Here is a 15,091-nt window from a genome sequence, read left to right on the forward strand (position 1 = left end):
ACCGGGGATGGGGGCCTTCACGTATACCGTAACTGAGGCACCAGCCGAGCGTTAGCCTTCCGCTGCGCGACTAGTCTTCACCGTATACGGAGGTGAAATCGGTGATCATATCGTTCTGCAGCGCACGGGTAAGATCGGCGTTCGCTTTCTGATCCACCAGAACAATAGACTGCCCATCCATAGACCACCCGGGCCCTGCGTTGGGTAGGCTCATCATGTGCATTGCAGTGGATCCGTTCGTAATCACCGGGGCCGCCAGGTTAGCGACCTGTGAGGAGTCCAGGCCCTTATCAACAGTCAGGTAGCCGCTGAGGGAATCTACAACCGTCTTAAACTTCCCGATACTGCTCAGCGCCCCCTGAGTTTTAAGGGTGTTGTACAGGCCCCGCAGGTAGGCGCGCTGGTTGCGTACACGCTGGTAGTCACCGGCAGCGAAAGAGTAGCGTTCACGCACGAACGCCAGCGCCGTACTGCCGTCCATGTGCATGGTGCCGGGGGTGTACGACCACACCCCGGTTTTAAAGGCGACGGGTACTTGAACGTCTACCCCGCCGACGGCGTTGGTCAGGTCTTTGAACCCGGTGAAGTCGATCTCAGCCACATGGTCGATTTTGATCCCCAGCAGCTGCTCAATGGTAGCTACCTGCAGCCCAATACCACCGTAGTTCAGGGCGGCGTTCACCTTTGCGCTGCCGTACCCGGGGATATTCACCCAGCTATCACGCATAATGGAGATCAGGTACACCCCCGAACCGTCTTTGGGGATATGCATGAGCATAATAGTATCGGCACGCTGTCCGCTGACTTTCGCGGCATCGGCTGAGCCAGCACGAGAATCGCTCCCTAGAAGCAGGATATCTGTGCCGGGGCTATCAACGATATCCCGGGTTTTGCCGCCTTCAACAGTGTCAAGGATGCCGTCACCATTCTGATCTTTCTCACTGGCGAGAGATTTGGGGTCCTTACCTTCGGGCCCGGTGAAGGTGGGGGCTGCTGGGGGGTCACCAAGGGATTTCTTGAGGTTATCAAGACCGTCCTGAGAGTCAGTGATCGAGTCAAACTTCTGAGTCTGGCTATCCCAAGTGTGCCCGATGCTCCAGACATAAAACCCGACCCCCAAGAGTAGGGCCAGAATAATAATAAGCAAAGCTATAAGGGAGCGTTTAACCCATTTTTTCCTGGGTGTGGTGCGAAGAGCCTGAGTGAGTGTTCCGCTCATGATATTCCTTTATGTGCTGAAATTTTATGGCGCCTGCAGGTGCCTCCATCGGCTCGGGCGCATAGCTGATGTGCCTGCCCCATAGTGTGGGGATGTGTGTGTGAAAAGACACCCCGTACCCGCGACGTCTGCGGCTACGGGGTGCATGAGAAATTATTTAGTGCAACGAAAAATTTAGGAGGACTTCTTGCCGAAGTTCGCGAAGCGTGCGTTGAAGCGCTCGACGCGGCCTGCGGAGTCCATGATGCGCTGCTTACCGGTGTAGAACGGGTGAGATTCGGAGGAAATCTCGACCTCTACAATGGGGTACTCATTGCCGTCTTCCCACTTCTCAGTCTTAGCGGAGGTCATGGTGGAACGGGTGAGGAAAACCTTGCCGGATGCGAGGTCTCGGAACAACACCGGGCCGTATTCCGGGTGAATATCTGCCTTCATTTTTACCTTCTTCTGCCACTGGATTTTGCCAGCAGCCCTTATATGGATGGGGTAGGTATGATGTGCTTGAGCGCATCAAACGGTTGTTCTCGGGCGCTGATGCGCACACAACCAGCATCAAGAGTATCACTTTTCAGACGGGTGCGCACACCCAGGTTTTTATCGCTTCACTCACTAGCGCGGGCGGGTCTCCCAGAACGCTACAGCCGAGGCGGCAGCCACATTGAGCGAATCTACCCCGTGAGACATGGGGATCATGACCGTGTGTTTCGCGGCAGCAAGAGTCCGCGCCGACAGCCCATGCCCTTCAGTGCCCATAATAAGCGCCAGTTTCGGGTAGCGCCTGCTCGATAGTTCCTCAAGGGTGAGAGAATCATGGTGTAATGCTAGGGCGGCGGTCTCATACCCCATGCTGTGCAACAGTTCAAGGTCATCCGGCCAGCTGGTTAAGCGCCCCCAGGGAACCTGAAAAACGGTCCCCATTGAAACACGAATGGAACGACGGTACAGCGGGTCAGCGCAGCGGGGGCTCACGAGTACCGCATCCACGTTAAGGGCGGCAGCAGAACGGAAAATAGCCCCGACATTGGTGTGATCCACAATGTCCTCAAGGATAGCCACCCGAAAGGCCTCAGCCACCAGCTGCTCTAAAGGAACCGGGGCGGGGCGGGCCATCACCGCCAGCGCCCCGCGGTGCAGATGAAACCCAGTGACACCCTCTAACGCCTGCTCCGGGCCCACATAGGCGGGAACCTCGGGGTGCGCCCGCAACACATCCGCAAGATCATCGGCCCACTTTTCGCTCATTAGAAATGAGAGCGGCTGGTGCCCTGCGTCGAGCGCCCGACGCACTACCTTGGAAGACTCAGCAATATAAATACCCCACTGGGGTTCCAGCACCGAACGTAATCTCACATCGGTCAGGTGGGTGTAGTACTGCAGAGCCTGTTCGGGGGCCTGCTCCAACGGAACCACGGAAGAAATAGCGTGCACCCGCTCTGTTCGGGCTGCAATATCGGCTGCAGATAGTTGTTTCTTTCTCATGCTTTTCATATGCTGCACCTGTCGCTGGGTGTTCCCGTCGTACGACGGGAACACCCAGCGACAGGGCTGCTATTTAGTGTTTAAAGGCGCTGTAACGCCCAGTGGCGGTAGTGGTTAAGGCCAGGTCCATGCCGTAGGTGCGCGCCAGGTTCTCCTCAGTAATAGTCTGCGCGATCGGCCCGGCAGCCACCAGCTGCCCCTCACGCAGCAGCAAAGCGTGGGTGAACCCTGCGGGGATTTCTTCGAGGTGGTGTGTAATCAGCACAGTTGCCGGGGCGTAAGGATCGGCAGCTAGCGCACTCAGACGTTCCACGAGGTCCTCACGGCCGGAAATGTCCATACCCGCCCCGGGCTCATCCAGCAGCAGCAGCTCCGGGTCGGTCATGAGGGCACGGGCGATGAGGGTACGTTTACGTTCACCATCGGAGAGAGAACCAAAAGTGCGCTCAGCGAGCGTTTCAACACCCCAATCAGCCAGCAGCTCGGTAGCGCGGGCATCATCCATCGCCTCGTATTCTTCTTTCCACCGGCCCGAAACAGCATAGGCGGCGGTCACCACCACGTCGGACACTTTCTCGTGTCCGGGGATCTGCGTGGCGGATGCCGCTGAGGAGATACCAATACGGGGGCGTAATTCGAAGACGTCTACCGCCCCGAGGGTCTCCTCCAGGATCTCAACCTCCCCGCCGCTGGGATGCAGCCGGGCTGCAGCAATCGATAAGAGGGTAGACTTACCAGCCCCGTTAGGGCCTAAGACAACCCAGCGTTCGCCTTCGTTCACGGACCAGCTAACATCCCGAAGAATGTTGCGCCCGCCGCGTACTACGTTAACGTTGTGAAGATTAAGTACGGTGCTCATGTTTTCTTCTCTGCTGTGAATTTCTAGATAGTGTGGATGCTCTCAGGTGGCCCCGCCACGAACCGGCCGGTGTATCTTCCACCCGTACACGGTACTGGGCGGGTGCGTGGTGCGGCTAGTCGATGAACCCGCGTGCGCCGCCGACAAGTTCCACATGGCCGCTCTCAACCTCTGCGGTGACCATTTTGGCGACCTCGTGGGCGAACTCGTTAACCGTGTAGAGCTTCCCAGCGGTTTCGCGGCGGGCCTCAATGGCGCCGGGGTGCAGACGGTTGAGTAAGGTCGCTGTAACGGTGCCCTCAATCATGTCGGCAGAGACAATAACGAGGGAGATGCCTTTCTGCGCAAGTGCCGGGATTTCTGCGACGAGGGCGTCCTCCCCCGCCCGTTTTGACTCGGCGACCGGCTGGTATTCTGCCATGGTCTGAACTTCCCGGATGAAGTGTGCCTGGTGGCTGGTAACAAACACGATACGCCCGCCCGCAGGCATTTTCTGGGCTGCTAGGCGCGCCAGTTCAAGCTGCGCGTCACGGTTGAGGCGCATCGCGTAGTCTTCGCCCATGCCGCTCTCCATGCCGCCGGATGCGTTAAGCACCAGGTAGTCAAGGGAACCGTAGGTGTCTACCGCCGTCTGCACCAGGTTCTGCAAGTCGGCGGTATTGGTGACGTCAGCCTGCACGGCGATTGCTTTACCGCCAGCTTCCTCAATGGAGGTGACGATCTTCGCGGCGCGTGGTGCTTTGGAGCGGTAATTCACCACCACGTTCGCCCCTTCGGCTGCGAGAATCTGTGCGGTGTCTGCACCCACCCCGCGGGAGGAGCCGGTGACGATAACGGTTTTGCCGGTCAGTTGTGCCATAGCTTATGAGTCCTTTGCTGAACGAAAACGGTGGTTAATGATGTGTGGTGTGCTAGTGGCCCATTCCCAGGCCGCCATCCACGGGGATAACCGCACCAGAGATGTAGTTTGCCTCATCGGATGCGAGCCAGCGAATCACGCGCGCAACTTCTTCCGGTTCGGCGAAGCGCTTGGCGGGGATGGTATCGAGGTAGTTCTGTTTGGTCTCTTCTGGCAGCACCTCGGTCATTGCGGTATTAATAAATCCGGGGGCGACCACGTTCGCAGTGATATTACGCCCGCCCAACTCGCGGGTGATGGAACGTGCCATTCCTACCAGTGCGGCCTTCGAGGAGGAGTAGTTCACCTGCCCCGGTGAACCGTACAGGCCCACCACGGAAGACACCAGGATGATACGCCCCCGCTTAATTTTAAGCATCCCCTTGATGGCGCGCTGAACTACCCGGAAGGAGCCGGTGAGGTTCGTGTCGATGACGTCGGTAAAGTCTTCTTCCTTCATGCGCAGTAACAGGGTGTCACGGGTGATACCCGCGTTGGCGATAAGAACCTCCACCGGGCCGAACTGCTCCTCAATGGTTTTAAACGCCTCGGTGATGCTTGAACTGTCACGCACGTCGGCTTTGACGGCAAAAAACTCTTCGGGGGCGTCCCCGCTACGGTAGGTTACGCATACGTTGTGCCCCGCCGCTTTGAATTCTTTAGCGATTTCGTAGCCGATGCCACGGTTACCGCCGGTCACGAGAACAGTTTTGGGGGTGGTTTCGCTCATTATTTTCCCTACAGGTAGGCTTATTGGTCTTCTAATATTTTACGCCGTTTATACCCAGCTTGCCGGGCGGGACTCTTAACGCTTCATATTCTGCAGGTCTACGCTGAAAGTGTTCCACGGGGTCTACACTGGAAGACATGGCGGCTTTTGAGGGCCGCACCGAACTGTTGCAGCGGGGTGTGGCGCACCCAACCAACAGATGGATACAGCACACACGACGCGCTAAAGGGGAGGGATTCTGTGTCCGAAAAATACTGGACGGCTGAAGACCTTGCCGACCACGGGTACCGACTAGAACAGACCCCTGAAGATCAGGCGGAGCAAGATGACGCATACTGTATCACCGGTGCGGATGAGCCGCTTTCGCAGCGGGTTAATAAACGCTCCCGCGAGTACATTTTTAAAATGTCGCTGCGAGTGGTGTGTATTGTCTGCGCGGTACTGGTGGACGGGTGGATGCGGTGGGCGTTTGTAGCCGGTTCAGCGGTGCTGCCGTGGGCGGCTGTTGTAATCGCCAATGGGGAAGCTAAAAACCGCAATAGTGGTTTCGTTCCCTACAAGCATAATGTCCCCCAGCCGGCATTAACCGCCAGCATGCAGGAACAAGATTCTGGGAAGCCGTCGTACAATACCTCCGAGGTCATTGATTTACAGGCACACCCGGCTGGACCTGACCGGGCCTAGTCGCAGAGTAAAGTGTGAGGAGGGGCTAGCAGTGGACTTATTAGGTTCGCTCTCAGGCGATGCAGCACCCACTGGGGATATCTGTTCCCGTAAAGGGTGCACTACCGAGGCTACCCACCAGATCCTGTGGAATAATCCAAAAATCCATACCCCACAGCGGCGTAAAATCTGGCTTGCCTGCGACGAGCATACGGCATGGTTAGAGAATTATCTTAAAGAACGCCAGTTCTGGAAGCAGACCCTGCCGTTTCCACAGTAGCTGACACCCGCTCAGCGGCACTGTACTGTTAACTCTGTTTCTGTTCTATCACCGCCCGGAAGGATTCATGCGCACATACCGTTTTCTGCTCACCAGCAAATGGATATTAGCTCTCATCCTGTGTGTGCTGTTTTCTGTGCTGTGCGTGTACCTGGCGGGGTGGCAGATGAGCCGTAAGGAGGCTCTTGACTGGCGTAATTCTCTGATCGTGCAGAACTACCATGCTGACCCCTACCGGCTGGAGGATAAGCCCCGGATCTTTACAGACTACGACCCTAATACTCAATGGCATCCGGTTCAGATGCGTGGACAGTATCTTCCCGAGAAGACCCTATTGGCCCGCAACCGGCCCTATGAGGGGCAAAACGGTTTTGAGGTGCTGGTTCCTTTCCGCACCGATGACGGGCAGGTGATTGTGATAAACCGCGGCTGGTTACCCGCCAGCTCATCGGATGCCGCGGCCCCGCGCGAGGAAGTGCCCGCCCCGCCGCAGGGGCAGGTGAGTATTGTTGCGCGCGTGCATAATGGGGAATCTGCCACAGGGAAAGAAGCACCACAGGGGCAGGTGGCCTCTATTGATTTGAAGGAAATCGCCGAACGCACCTCACAGCCAGTTAGCGCTGGCGCCTACGGGCTGCTTGACGCTGAGAACCCAGCCGCTGCCAGCCGCCCGCAGCAGAAAGCGCAGCCCGAGTTAGATAATGGGCCAAACCTTTCCTACTCGTTACAGTGGTACGCTTTCGCGGTACTGATCTATGTGGTGTATTTCTGGAGTGCACGGCAAAAAGTGCGCAACGATGAGCTGGATGCGCAGGTGGCGGCGGAGCTGGAACGTTACTACGGGCAGTTCTACAACGAGGACGGCACCTACGTGGGTGAGGAAGACGAGGCTGTGGTGCTTCGCAAAATGGAGATGATTGATGATATGCCCTCGCATATGAAGTCGATCGTACGCCCCAGGCCCGCAAGGAAACGTTCCCGGCCCACCGATGAAGAAGAGGAAGACGCGTTTTTGAATGGGCTCTCGTAAGAACTGCAAGCCCAACCGGTCAACACCCGGCGGCGTGTTGCGAGGGCCCGCAGGAAGGTGTAAACACCATTTCTTTCATTGACGAACAAGGTAGGGTATGAGGTGTCTGCGTCAATGCCGCCTGAAGATACTCAGCCACTCTGCAGCATTCCCCTGCTATATGTTCTTTCCGTTTATTCCCGGCGCTGACTGTCCTAGTAAAACGTATTTTCTAACCGTTCCTGCCGCGGATAGTCATGCATATATTTGTATCGAATTTTACTTCGAAAACCTGCTATAGTTAGTCCTGTTTAGAAAAGATTTTTGCAAAGTATTTTCGAAGAGGTTTCGCCTATGATGGGTTACTCGCACACCGTGAGCGCGGCCGCCGGGTGGCTCATACTTGCTGAAACCGGTGTGGTGCAGGTGCCCGATACACCCACCCTGATCGTTACCACTCTTGCCTGCGCTGGCGCGGGTATGCTACCCGATATTGATCACCACAACGGCAGTATCGCCAACTCCATACCGCCACTTTCACGCTGGCTTGCACGCGTGGTGGGCGCTATAAGCGGTGGGCATCGAAAAGGCACCCATTCACTGATAGGACTCATCGCTTTCTGGGCTATCGCATACTTCAGTATTCAGCTCACCTACCAGGGTGTCCCCTGGGTTTCGCTCATACTTGCGGGGTTCTCTGGTGGGTTAGCTCTGCGTGTTCTCGGTGCACCAGGCGGCTGGATTGGGGCCATTATCCTGGGGTACGCCGCTTACACCACTGGCTCGCTCAGCCTACTCCCCTGGGCTATTTCAGTAGGGGCAACCATACACCTCATAGGAGATGCCCTGACCACCAGAGGAATTCTGCCGTTATACCCCATCATCCTTAAACCTCCGGTTGCTTCGGCACTTTGGAAGAAAAGTGGCTACATGGCCTTACCGCTTCTGGGTGATGCTGGCAGCGCCCGCGAAAAAGGATTGGTGCTGTTACTGACCCTCTATATCGGCTGGTATGCGGCCGCACTTGGTGGCCTCATCCCCTACCCCCTACAGACAGCCGGGCTGGGCATACATCAATAACCTTTGGGAACGTTGCACAGACACAAGAAGACACAGGAGCGCCCCGCCTCATCAAAACGATGGGCGGGGCGTCGAATCCTTTATAGCTTCTCCGGCTTATGCGTCCTGGATGGGCCAGTGGACGTCGACCTCGACGTTCTCTTCACCGGAGGTGGGGTACTTCTCGTACTCAGTGTTGTGCATATGTTCTCCTTTTGTCAGCACAAGGACTCCTGTCCCAATATGCTTGCTTGACCTACAAGGACAAGCCCCTTCTTTTGCTTTTGCGTCCTCGCATCAGCGGGAACACATCCAGTGTAGACCCGTGCAGTATTGGTTTTCCAGCCAAAAACCCAAAATGTAGGCAGGCACACACCGATATTTCTAGAAACCCACATTACTGTCCGCAATATAACGACAATACAACGGATTTTTATACGGAAAACCCACAATCGCAAGCGGTTTTTTCCATCACTACCGCAGCCAATATCTCAAAACCAATACTCTCTCCGGCAAACCCCATAGCAAAACTCTCAAAAATACGGTGATACGGGCCCAAAGCAACACTAAATCGTAGAAACGCAACCCCTCTTCGCAGCTCAACTGCACCAATACCCGCCCCGTGGTGCACCCCGTATTTCAGAGACACACACGATATACAGATGCCGCCCACCCCAGTGGAAAACCAGGGCGGGCGGGTATAATGTGGTTCCGTTTTCGGCGTGCTACGCCAACGAAATTAAATCCTGATAGTCCTTCGACCAGAGATCTTCCACCGCGTCCGGCAGCAGCAAAACCCGCTCGGGGTTCAGCGCCTCAACGGCCCCCTCATCATGCGAGACCATCACAATGGCACCAGTGTACGCTTTCAAAGCATTCAGGATCTCCTCCCGAGAAGCCGGGTCAAGGTTATTCGTCGGCTCATCAAGCAGCAGCACATTCGCGCTAGAAGCTACCAGTGTAGCCAGTGACAGACGGGTCTTCTCCCCACCCGAAAGCACCCCGGCCGGTTTATCAACATCATCACCTGAGAAAAGAAACGAACCAAGGATAGTGCGCACCCGCGTATCATCCAGATCCGGCGCAGCAGATTTCATATTCTCAAAAACAGTGCGCTCACCCTCAAGAATTTCATGTTCCTGCGCGAAATACCCCAGCTTCGCCCCGTGACCATACACCACCTCACCTGTATCCGGCTGAGTCGCACCCGCCAGCATACGCAACAGGGTAGTCTTACCCGCACCGTTGAGTCCCAGCACCACCACCCGTGAACCCCGGTCAATGGCCAAATCAACGTCTGTAAAAATCTCAAGCGAACCATAGGATTTCGACAGCCCCCGGGCAGAAAGCGGGGTTTTACCACAGGGAGCGGGGTCAGGGAAACGAATTGCCGCAACCTTATCGACCTGACGCTCTTCCTGAACCCCACGCATAAGACGCTCCGCGCGCTTAATCATCTGCTGAGCAGCCACCGCTTTTGTGGCCTTCGCACGCATCTTATTGGCCTGTTCTAAAAGCGCGTTCGCCTTCTTCTGGGCGTTGGCGCGCTCGCGTTTACGGCGGTGTTCATCCTGCTCACGCTGCATCAGATAGTTTTTCCACCCCATGTTGTACTGGTCAATCACGCACCGGTTTGCGTCAAGATAAAACACCCGGTTTACCACCAGTTCCATGAGCTCCACGTCGTGGCTAATCACCAGCAGAGCACCCGAAAAATTTTTCAAAAAATCTCGCAGCCACAGGATAGAATCAGCATCCAGGTGGTTGGTGGGCTCATCAAGTAACATCGTGTCTGCGTTTGAGAAGAGGATGCGAGCCAACTCCACGCGGCGGCGCTGCCCGCCCGAGAGGGTCGACAAGGGTTGGGAAAGTACCCGTTCGGGAAGGTCAAGGTTGGATGTAATGACCGCAGCCTCAGACTCCGCCGCGTAACCGCCGCCAGCAATAAACTCGGCTTCTAACCTATCGTAGCGGCGCATACCTTTAGCGCGCACCGTCGGGTCTTCGCTGGCCATATCATCTTGAGCCTGGCGCATCTTCCGCGCTACACCATCCAATGCCCGGGCCGAAAGAATACGATCCTTGGCGAGCTGGCTCATATCATCCACTTTGGGGTCCTGCGGCAGGTAGCCGATTGAACCAGAACGGGTAATGGTGCCATCCGCCGGTAGATTAAGCCCGGCCAACACCTTAGTCATAGTGGTTTTACCGGCTCCGTTGCGGCCTACAAGCCCAATCTTATCGCCTTTATCAATACGGAAAGTGACCTCTTCCATGAGCAGGCGGGCACCAGCACGAAGTTCAAGGTTCTGTACGGAAATCACGATGCAGGATCTTTCGGGTGGGGTATGCGACAGATGCCAACCATGGCGGCAACCTCTCAAGTTTACGCGATGGCGCACCATGCGGGCTATTTCAGACTCGCATGGCGGTACGACGGTGCTCAGTACGAACTAGGCTCTATAAGGCACCGTTATATGACATGTTTTTACAGGCCTATATACGAAGGCTCTAGTACTACCCCTATAATTTGAACAGTGTTCAAATAAATTTCTATCCACCAAGTGTTAAGGACCCCAACGCATGTCTGCAGCCACCCCGTACCGCCCATCCTCAGCCCGTAACCTTGCCCTAGTAGCCGTTTTCACAGCTTTCATAGCGGTACTTGGGCCGCTTTCCATACCGATCGCAGGCGTACCCGTACCACTATCGTTAGGCCCGCTAGCGATCTACGTGACCGCCCTCGTTCTAGGCGGGATCCGCGCCTTCGCAGCGACCAGCCTCTACGTTCTTATGGGGTGCCTGGGCCTGCCTATTTTTGCGCAGGGCGGCTCAGGCTTCGGCTCACTAGCTGGCCCCACCGGCGGATACCTCATCGGCTACCCTTTTGGGGCACTCGCTGCCGGGGTGGTGGCCTACCTGGTAGTGCGCCGCCGCCTCAACCCGGCGCTTACCGTGATACTACTTGCGGCAGCAGCGATGATCGGGTTCGTGACGCTTTCAACCGGTGGCCTCATCGGTCTCATATTCAACGGGCGCATGCCCTTCGAAAAAGCAGCTGGTATCGTCATATCTTTCGCGCTGCCTGATTCCGCCAAAGCGATCGTAGCGGCTCTCGCGGCGGCGGCGGTTCACCGAGCGTTCCCCGCACTGGCTGGGCGCGCATCCGCCAAAACAGCTAGGTAACACCGGTGTTCTTCTCACGACGACGCGTAGCAGAGACTCCGCAGGAAGCCACAGATACCCCCTGCTATCTTCGCACACACCAGGTAACCGTTACCGTTGACCTCCCCGACGGTGGGAACCAGCGCATCCTCGACTCGGTGACAGTGCGCCTTGAGGCACCCCGCACCGCGGTGTTAGGGCTTAACGGGAGCGGAAAATCAACATTTCTGGGTCTCTTTAATGGGCTGGTGCACCCCTCAGAAGGAACGGTAGAGGTCAATGGGGTGGATGCGCTCGCCCACCCGCACAAAGCACGGCAACAGGTGGGTATGATCTTCTCGGACCCCGCCGCGCAACTTATTATGCCCACCGTGCGTGAAGATATTGAGCTGAGCCTGCGCCGGAACCCCACCCTGACCCGCAAGCAGCGACTGCATAAAGCCCACGAGCTTTTGACACAGCGCGGAATAGAGGACAAGCAGGACCAGAGCGTGTTCTCGCTCTCCGGCGGGGAAAAACAGCTGGTAGCGCTCACCAGCGTATTGGCCACCGATCCGCGGGTGCTGCTCCTTGACGAGCCGACAACACTTTTAGACCTGCGGAATCGACTGAACCTCATGCGCCACTTTAATACGCTGAACCAGATGCTGGTGATTAGCACCCACGACCTTGACTTGGCTGCCGCCTGCGATGAGGCGATTATCCTTCACGAAGGACGGCTCATGGCGCACGGTGCCGCCGCAGACACCGTGCGCACATACCGTAACTGGTGCTCCCACGGCTTCCCCCATGAACACACCCGCGGAGGTGCTGCTGATACATTAGGAAGCGACGATGAGTAAACGCACACGCCCCAAACGCGGCGGTAGTTTTCAGGCTAAATTCTCCCCGGGTGCCGCGCTCATCGGTTCATACCGTCCTTTAGCAACACCGGTGCACCGGGTACCGCTGTGGCTCAAGGCGTGCCTTTTCGCAGCTTTTATGTTCCTGCTTGCGCTCACCGGGTGGCAGGTAGCCTTCGGGGTATGTGCGGTGTGCCTCATACTGGCCTACAGTGCGGGTATAAAAACAATGGAGCTGCTGCGGATGCTGTACGCCATGCGGTGGCTTCTCATACTCCTGGCGTTCTACTATGCCCTGTGGGGCGGGTGGGACCTTGGCGCGGATGTGCTTGCCACGCTCCTAGCGGCCACGCTCGCTTCACGGATTATCCTCACCAGTACCCCGCTGCCAGTACTTATTGATGGGGTTGTAACGTTCTGCGCACCCCTGCGGTTTGTGGGGGTGCGGCCCGAACGACTGGGTCTAGCAATTGGGCTTATGATACGGTCAATTCCGGCGATTATGGACCGTTGGGGAACGTTGCTAAAAGCCGCTGCCGCACGCGGGTTACCGGCTAAATCCACGTGGCGGCTGATTACTCCCCTCGTCGTGCAGACCGTTGATTATGCGCAAAAAACCGGTGATGCTCTTGCCGCACGCGGGTTAGATGAGTAACTCTCCTGCTAGGAGGCGTGCACGTCCCAGGTGTTTAGCGCCACCAAATGTACCAGTTGTGGCTGCCGTACAGGCTTTCAGAGAGCTTACTGAACCCACGGTATACGTCGGTGAGCATGGCGGGGCTGAGCATGCACTGTTCTGCTGCCAAAATAGCGGCGTCTAGTGTGGTGTTAACGGGTTCAGGTGTGTAGAACTCTGTGTATTGGGCGGCAACTACAGCCGGTACCGCTTCGTCCCGCTCCTGCCAGTAGTGGGCGATCGCCATAAAGTCAGCAGCATCAGGGCACCCAACCCACCCCCCGAAGGGCAGGTATGCTAAGGCCTCAGCTGGTTCAGTGACCGGCATATCAAGAAGTATGAGTTCCCCCGCCGCGTCACTATTTTGGGTGTCTGCTTCCTCATTAATGTAGGCGCTCATAAGGGTCAGCGGTTTGGGCTGCACGGCGGTAGCCTCCGTACCGTACTCGCCGGGTATAATAAGCGCTTCCCCCTCAATCAGCTCATGGTAGCTGCCCTTAAACGTGTCGGGGCTGAGCCGTTCAAAAGCTGCGTGGGCGAGAGATTCAACCGAAGCACCAGCTAGCGCACTGTGGTACTCCTCAATAATGGTGTGCGCGTGCTGCCGCACCTGCTCGGCGGTTACAGATTCTGAGGGGACTCCGGTACGCACGGAAATGTTGTTGAGCATGGTGCCAAGTAGGGTCTGGTCGAGGGCCACCACAACGGGGGTGAACCCCTCCTCACGGCCTTTCTCGCAACGGTTAAGATAACGCCGGTTGAGCTCTTCGTGCGGTTCGCCGCGTCGGATACGTTCGTGGGGGTAAGGATATAAAGCTATGAAACGATCGTAGGGCTCAGGCATGGTTTCTCCGATGATTGGTTCTCCCTAGTCTACCCCGGTTTTTAGGGTTTCGGCACCGTTTTCAAGGTCCTGCCTATTTGGGGTATTTTTGGGCGGCTTTATACGCTCCTTGTCCCACCCCAAACCTCTCTAAATAACCTAATTTTTGGGAGTTATTTGGCGCATAATTCTAGTACGCTGCTGGCTAAGTAACTGGTTATTCGCCCGGTTCTGTTCTGCGGTGTGCCTACGGGTATGCTGGGAAGGTGTCAGAAACTACCATAGATGAGCTAATCCCGGGCGCTTGGAGCATCGCCACCTCCGAACCAGACCTTCTACGTTCAAGGCGGTCTGAGCATTTTGCCGCCGAGGTTCACGAGCGTACCTCCCTAACGTTCGGTGAGCAGTACCGGGACGCAGTCGCCCCGAACCTAGAATATGAGGCCCCTAAGGACCCGCAGGCGTGGGCTAACCGAGTCATTGAGCTCCCCACCGATACCGGGGTAAACGAGTACCAGGCCTTAACGGGTATCCGGTACCGGGGGCAAAATCTGGAACGGCCTTTCGTGGATGTGGTGGCCACCAATATCCCGTGCGATGCGCACAGTATCACCCGCCTTACACGCCTAGTGCTGAGCGAATATGCACAATTCAGGCCTGTATGTGCGCGGTTTTTCGTTCCGGGCAGCACGGATCATCTGCTGTCTGAATTGCGGAAAACGACCGGTGCGCAAGGCTCAGCTTTTGATGTGCACCTTGTCTCTGGTGAGCTGAAGACGCTGCTTGAGCGCCCCGCACCGAAAAATGTGGCGCGGGTACAGTTGGCCCCAATCAGCTCAGGGGAAGCCGCCGCCTTATGCACGCGTATTTACGCGGATATTGCCGAGGTTAAACCAGGTTTACCGGAATGGGCCACCCCACAGGACGCCCAGTCTTTAGCCGATGCGGCCTCCGATGGCCTCTTACGGCAGGTGCTGGTGGATGAGACGCAGGCGGGTGTGCTGGCGTTCGCGGCACGCGGCGAACAGGGCGTGCACGGGTACAGTGTTGAGGAGATCTGCCTGGATGCGCCGTTCCTGGGGCAGAAACTGGCGAATGCGGTACTGTGGCACGGCATGAACAGCATCAGTCACAGCACTGCCATAAACCAAGGCAGCGCACTTTGGGGGACGATCCACCCGCACAATGCGCCCTCACTCCGTAACGCGTTAGGGGTGGGGCGCACTATTGTAGGTTCCTACGTGTGGGTGGGTGAATGCGCTTTCTAGTCGTCCTCTTCCACGCAGCCGTCAAAGCCCCCGTGCGGGGCGGCTATCGGCACGAAATACGATATTTTCGTACTGGCCGCCCCGCCGAAACTGCTTTCATGGCAGCTACCGTTGGGTGGGG

At 56.8% G+C, this 15,091-nt stretch carries 16 protein-coding genes; 8 read left to right on the forward strand and 8 right to left on the reverse strand.

Annotated features, from left to right (window positions below; translation table 11 throughout):
* Positions 1 to 70 precede the first annotated feature (70 nt).
* From D8M41_RS04055 to fabG, 6 genes are all read right to left on the reverse strand, one after another.
* Positions 71 to 1,219: an LCP family protein gene (locus tag D8M41_RS04055; protein ID WP_126926444.1), complete on the reverse strand. Its 1,149-nt coding sequence runs from the start codon at positions 1,217 to 1,219 to the stop codon at positions 71 to 73.
* Positions 1,220 to 1,393: 174 nt separating this feature from the next.
* A complete protein-coding gene (locus tag D8M41_RS04060) occupies positions 1,394 to 1,654 on the reverse strand; it encodes a type B 50S ribosomal protein L31 (protein ID WP_006887159.1) in 261 nt (86 codons plus the stop codon).
* 174 nt (positions 1,655 to 1,828) lie between these two features.
* Entirely contained in the window at positions 1,829 to 2,707 is an 879-nt protein-coding gene (locus D8M41_RS04065; RefSeq protein WP_006887230.1) for a TrmH family RNA methyltransferase, read from the reverse strand.
* Between the two features lie 64 nt (positions 2,708 to 2,771).
* Entirely contained in the window at positions 2,772 to 3,557 is a 786-nt protein-coding gene (locus D8M41_RS04070) for an ABC transporter ATP-binding protein (protein WP_006887141.1), read from the reverse strand.
* 115 nt (positions 3,558 to 3,672) lie between these two features.
* Positions 3,673 to 4,416 carry an SDR family oxidoreductase gene (locus D8M41_RS04075; protein ID WP_006887106.1) on the reverse strand — a complete coding sequence of 248 codons (744 nt, stop codon included), beginning with the start codon at positions 4,414 to 4,416 and terminating at the stop codon, positions 3,673 to 3,675.
* A gap of 52 nt (positions 4,417 to 4,468) precedes the next feature.
* On the reverse strand, positions 4,469 to 5,185 hold the full coding sequence (fabG, locus tag D8M41_RS04080; protein WP_006887323.1) for a beta-ketoacyl-ACP reductase: 717 nt from the start codon (positions 5,183 to 5,185) through the stop codon (positions 4,469 to 4,471).
* 240 nt (positions 5,186 to 5,425) lie between these two features.
* On the opposite strand from fabG, the gene D8M41_RS04085 reads away from it, so the two are divergent.
* From D8M41_RS04085 to D8M41_RS04100, 4 genes are all read left to right on the forward strand, one after another.
* Positions 5,426 to 5,869 carry a DUF3099 domain-containing protein gene (locus D8M41_RS04085; protein ID WP_006887209.1) on the forward strand — a complete coding sequence of 148 codons (444 nt, stop codon included), beginning with the start codon at positions 5,426 to 5,428 and terminating at the stop codon, positions 5,867 to 5,869.
* 31 nt (positions 5,870 to 5,900) lie between these two features.
* Complete coding sequence (locus D8M41_RS04090) at positions 5,901 to 6,128, forward strand: hypothetical protein (protein ID WP_006887165.1); 228 nt, start codon at positions 5,901 to 5,903, stop codon at positions 6,126 to 6,128.
* A 67-nt stretch (positions 6,129 to 6,195) separates the two neighbouring features.
* A complete protein-coding gene (locus D8M41_RS04095) occupies positions 6,196 to 7,158 on the forward strand; it encodes an SURF1 family cytochrome oxidase biogenesis protein (protein ID WP_006887174.1) in 963 nt (320 codons plus the stop codon).
* 333 nt (positions 7,159 to 7,491) lie between these two features.
* Positions 7,492 to 8,217, forward strand: a complete 726-nt coding sequence (locus tag D8M41_RS04100) for a metal-dependent hydrolase (RefSeq protein ID WP_006887132.1) — start codon at positions 7,492 to 7,494, stop codon at positions 8,215 to 8,217.
* A 704-nt stretch (positions 8,218 to 8,921) separates the two neighbouring features.
* Here the strand turns inward: D8M41_RS04100 and D8M41_RS04105 are convergent.
* Positions 8,922 to 10,520, reverse strand: a complete 1,599-nt coding sequence (locus D8M41_RS04105; protein ID WP_006887339.1) for an ABC-F family ATP-binding cassette domain-containing protein — start codon at positions 10,518 to 10,520, stop codon at positions 8,922 to 8,924.
* 259 nt (positions 10,521 to 10,779) lie between these two features.
* Between D8M41_RS04105 and D8M41_RS04110 the strand changes: the two genes are divergently transcribed.
* The 3 genes from D8M41_RS04110 to D8M41_RS04120 are packed head-to-tail and all read left to right on the forward strand — an operon-like array spanning position 10,780 to position 12,858.
* The gene (locus D8M41_RS04110; RefSeq protein ID WP_006887333.1) at positions 10,780 to 11,382 is read left to right on the forward strand and encodes a biotin transporter BioY; all 603 of its coding nucleotides are present in this window, start codon (positions 10,780 to 10,782) and stop codon (positions 11,380 to 11,382) included.
* 5 nt (positions 11,383 to 11,387) lie between these two features.
* Positions 11,388 to 12,203, forward strand: a complete 816-nt coding sequence (locus D8M41_RS04115; RefSeq protein WP_126926445.1) for an energy-coupling factor ABC transporter ATP-binding protein — start codon at positions 11,388 to 11,390, stop codon at positions 12,201 to 12,203.
* Positions 12,196 to 12,858, forward strand: coding sequence for an energy-coupling factor transporter transmembrane component T family protein (locus D8M41_RS04120; protein WP_126926446.1), 663 nt, complete (start codon positions 12,196 to 12,198; stop codon positions 12,856 to 12,858). Before D8M41_RS04115 ends, D8M41_RS04120 begins: the two co-directional genes overlap by 8 nt.
* Before the next feature lie 34 nt (positions 12,859 to 12,892).
* On the opposite strand, the gene D8M41_RS04125 is transcribed toward D8M41_RS04120, so the two are convergent.
* On the reverse strand, positions 12,893 to 13,723 hold the full coding sequence (locus D8M41_RS04125) for a DUF4253 domain-containing protein (RefSeq protein ID WP_094757785.1): 831 nt from the start codon (positions 13,721 to 13,723) through the stop codon (positions 12,893 to 12,895).
* A gap of 245 nt (positions 13,724 to 13,968) precedes the next feature.
* On the opposite strand from D8M41_RS04125, the gene D8M41_RS04130 reads away from it, so the two are divergent.
* Entirely contained in the window at positions 13,969 to 14,970 is a 1,002-nt protein-coding gene (locus tag D8M41_RS04130; RefSeq protein WP_126926447.1) for a GNAT family N-acetyltransferase, read from the forward strand.
* Positions 14,971 to 15,091: the final 121 nt, after the last annotated feature.

Source organism: Rothia sp. HSID18069 (genome assembly GCF_003989155.1).
Taxonomy (GTDB): Bacteria; Actinomycetota; Actinomycetes; order Actinomycetales; family Micrococcaceae; genus Rothia; species Rothia aeria.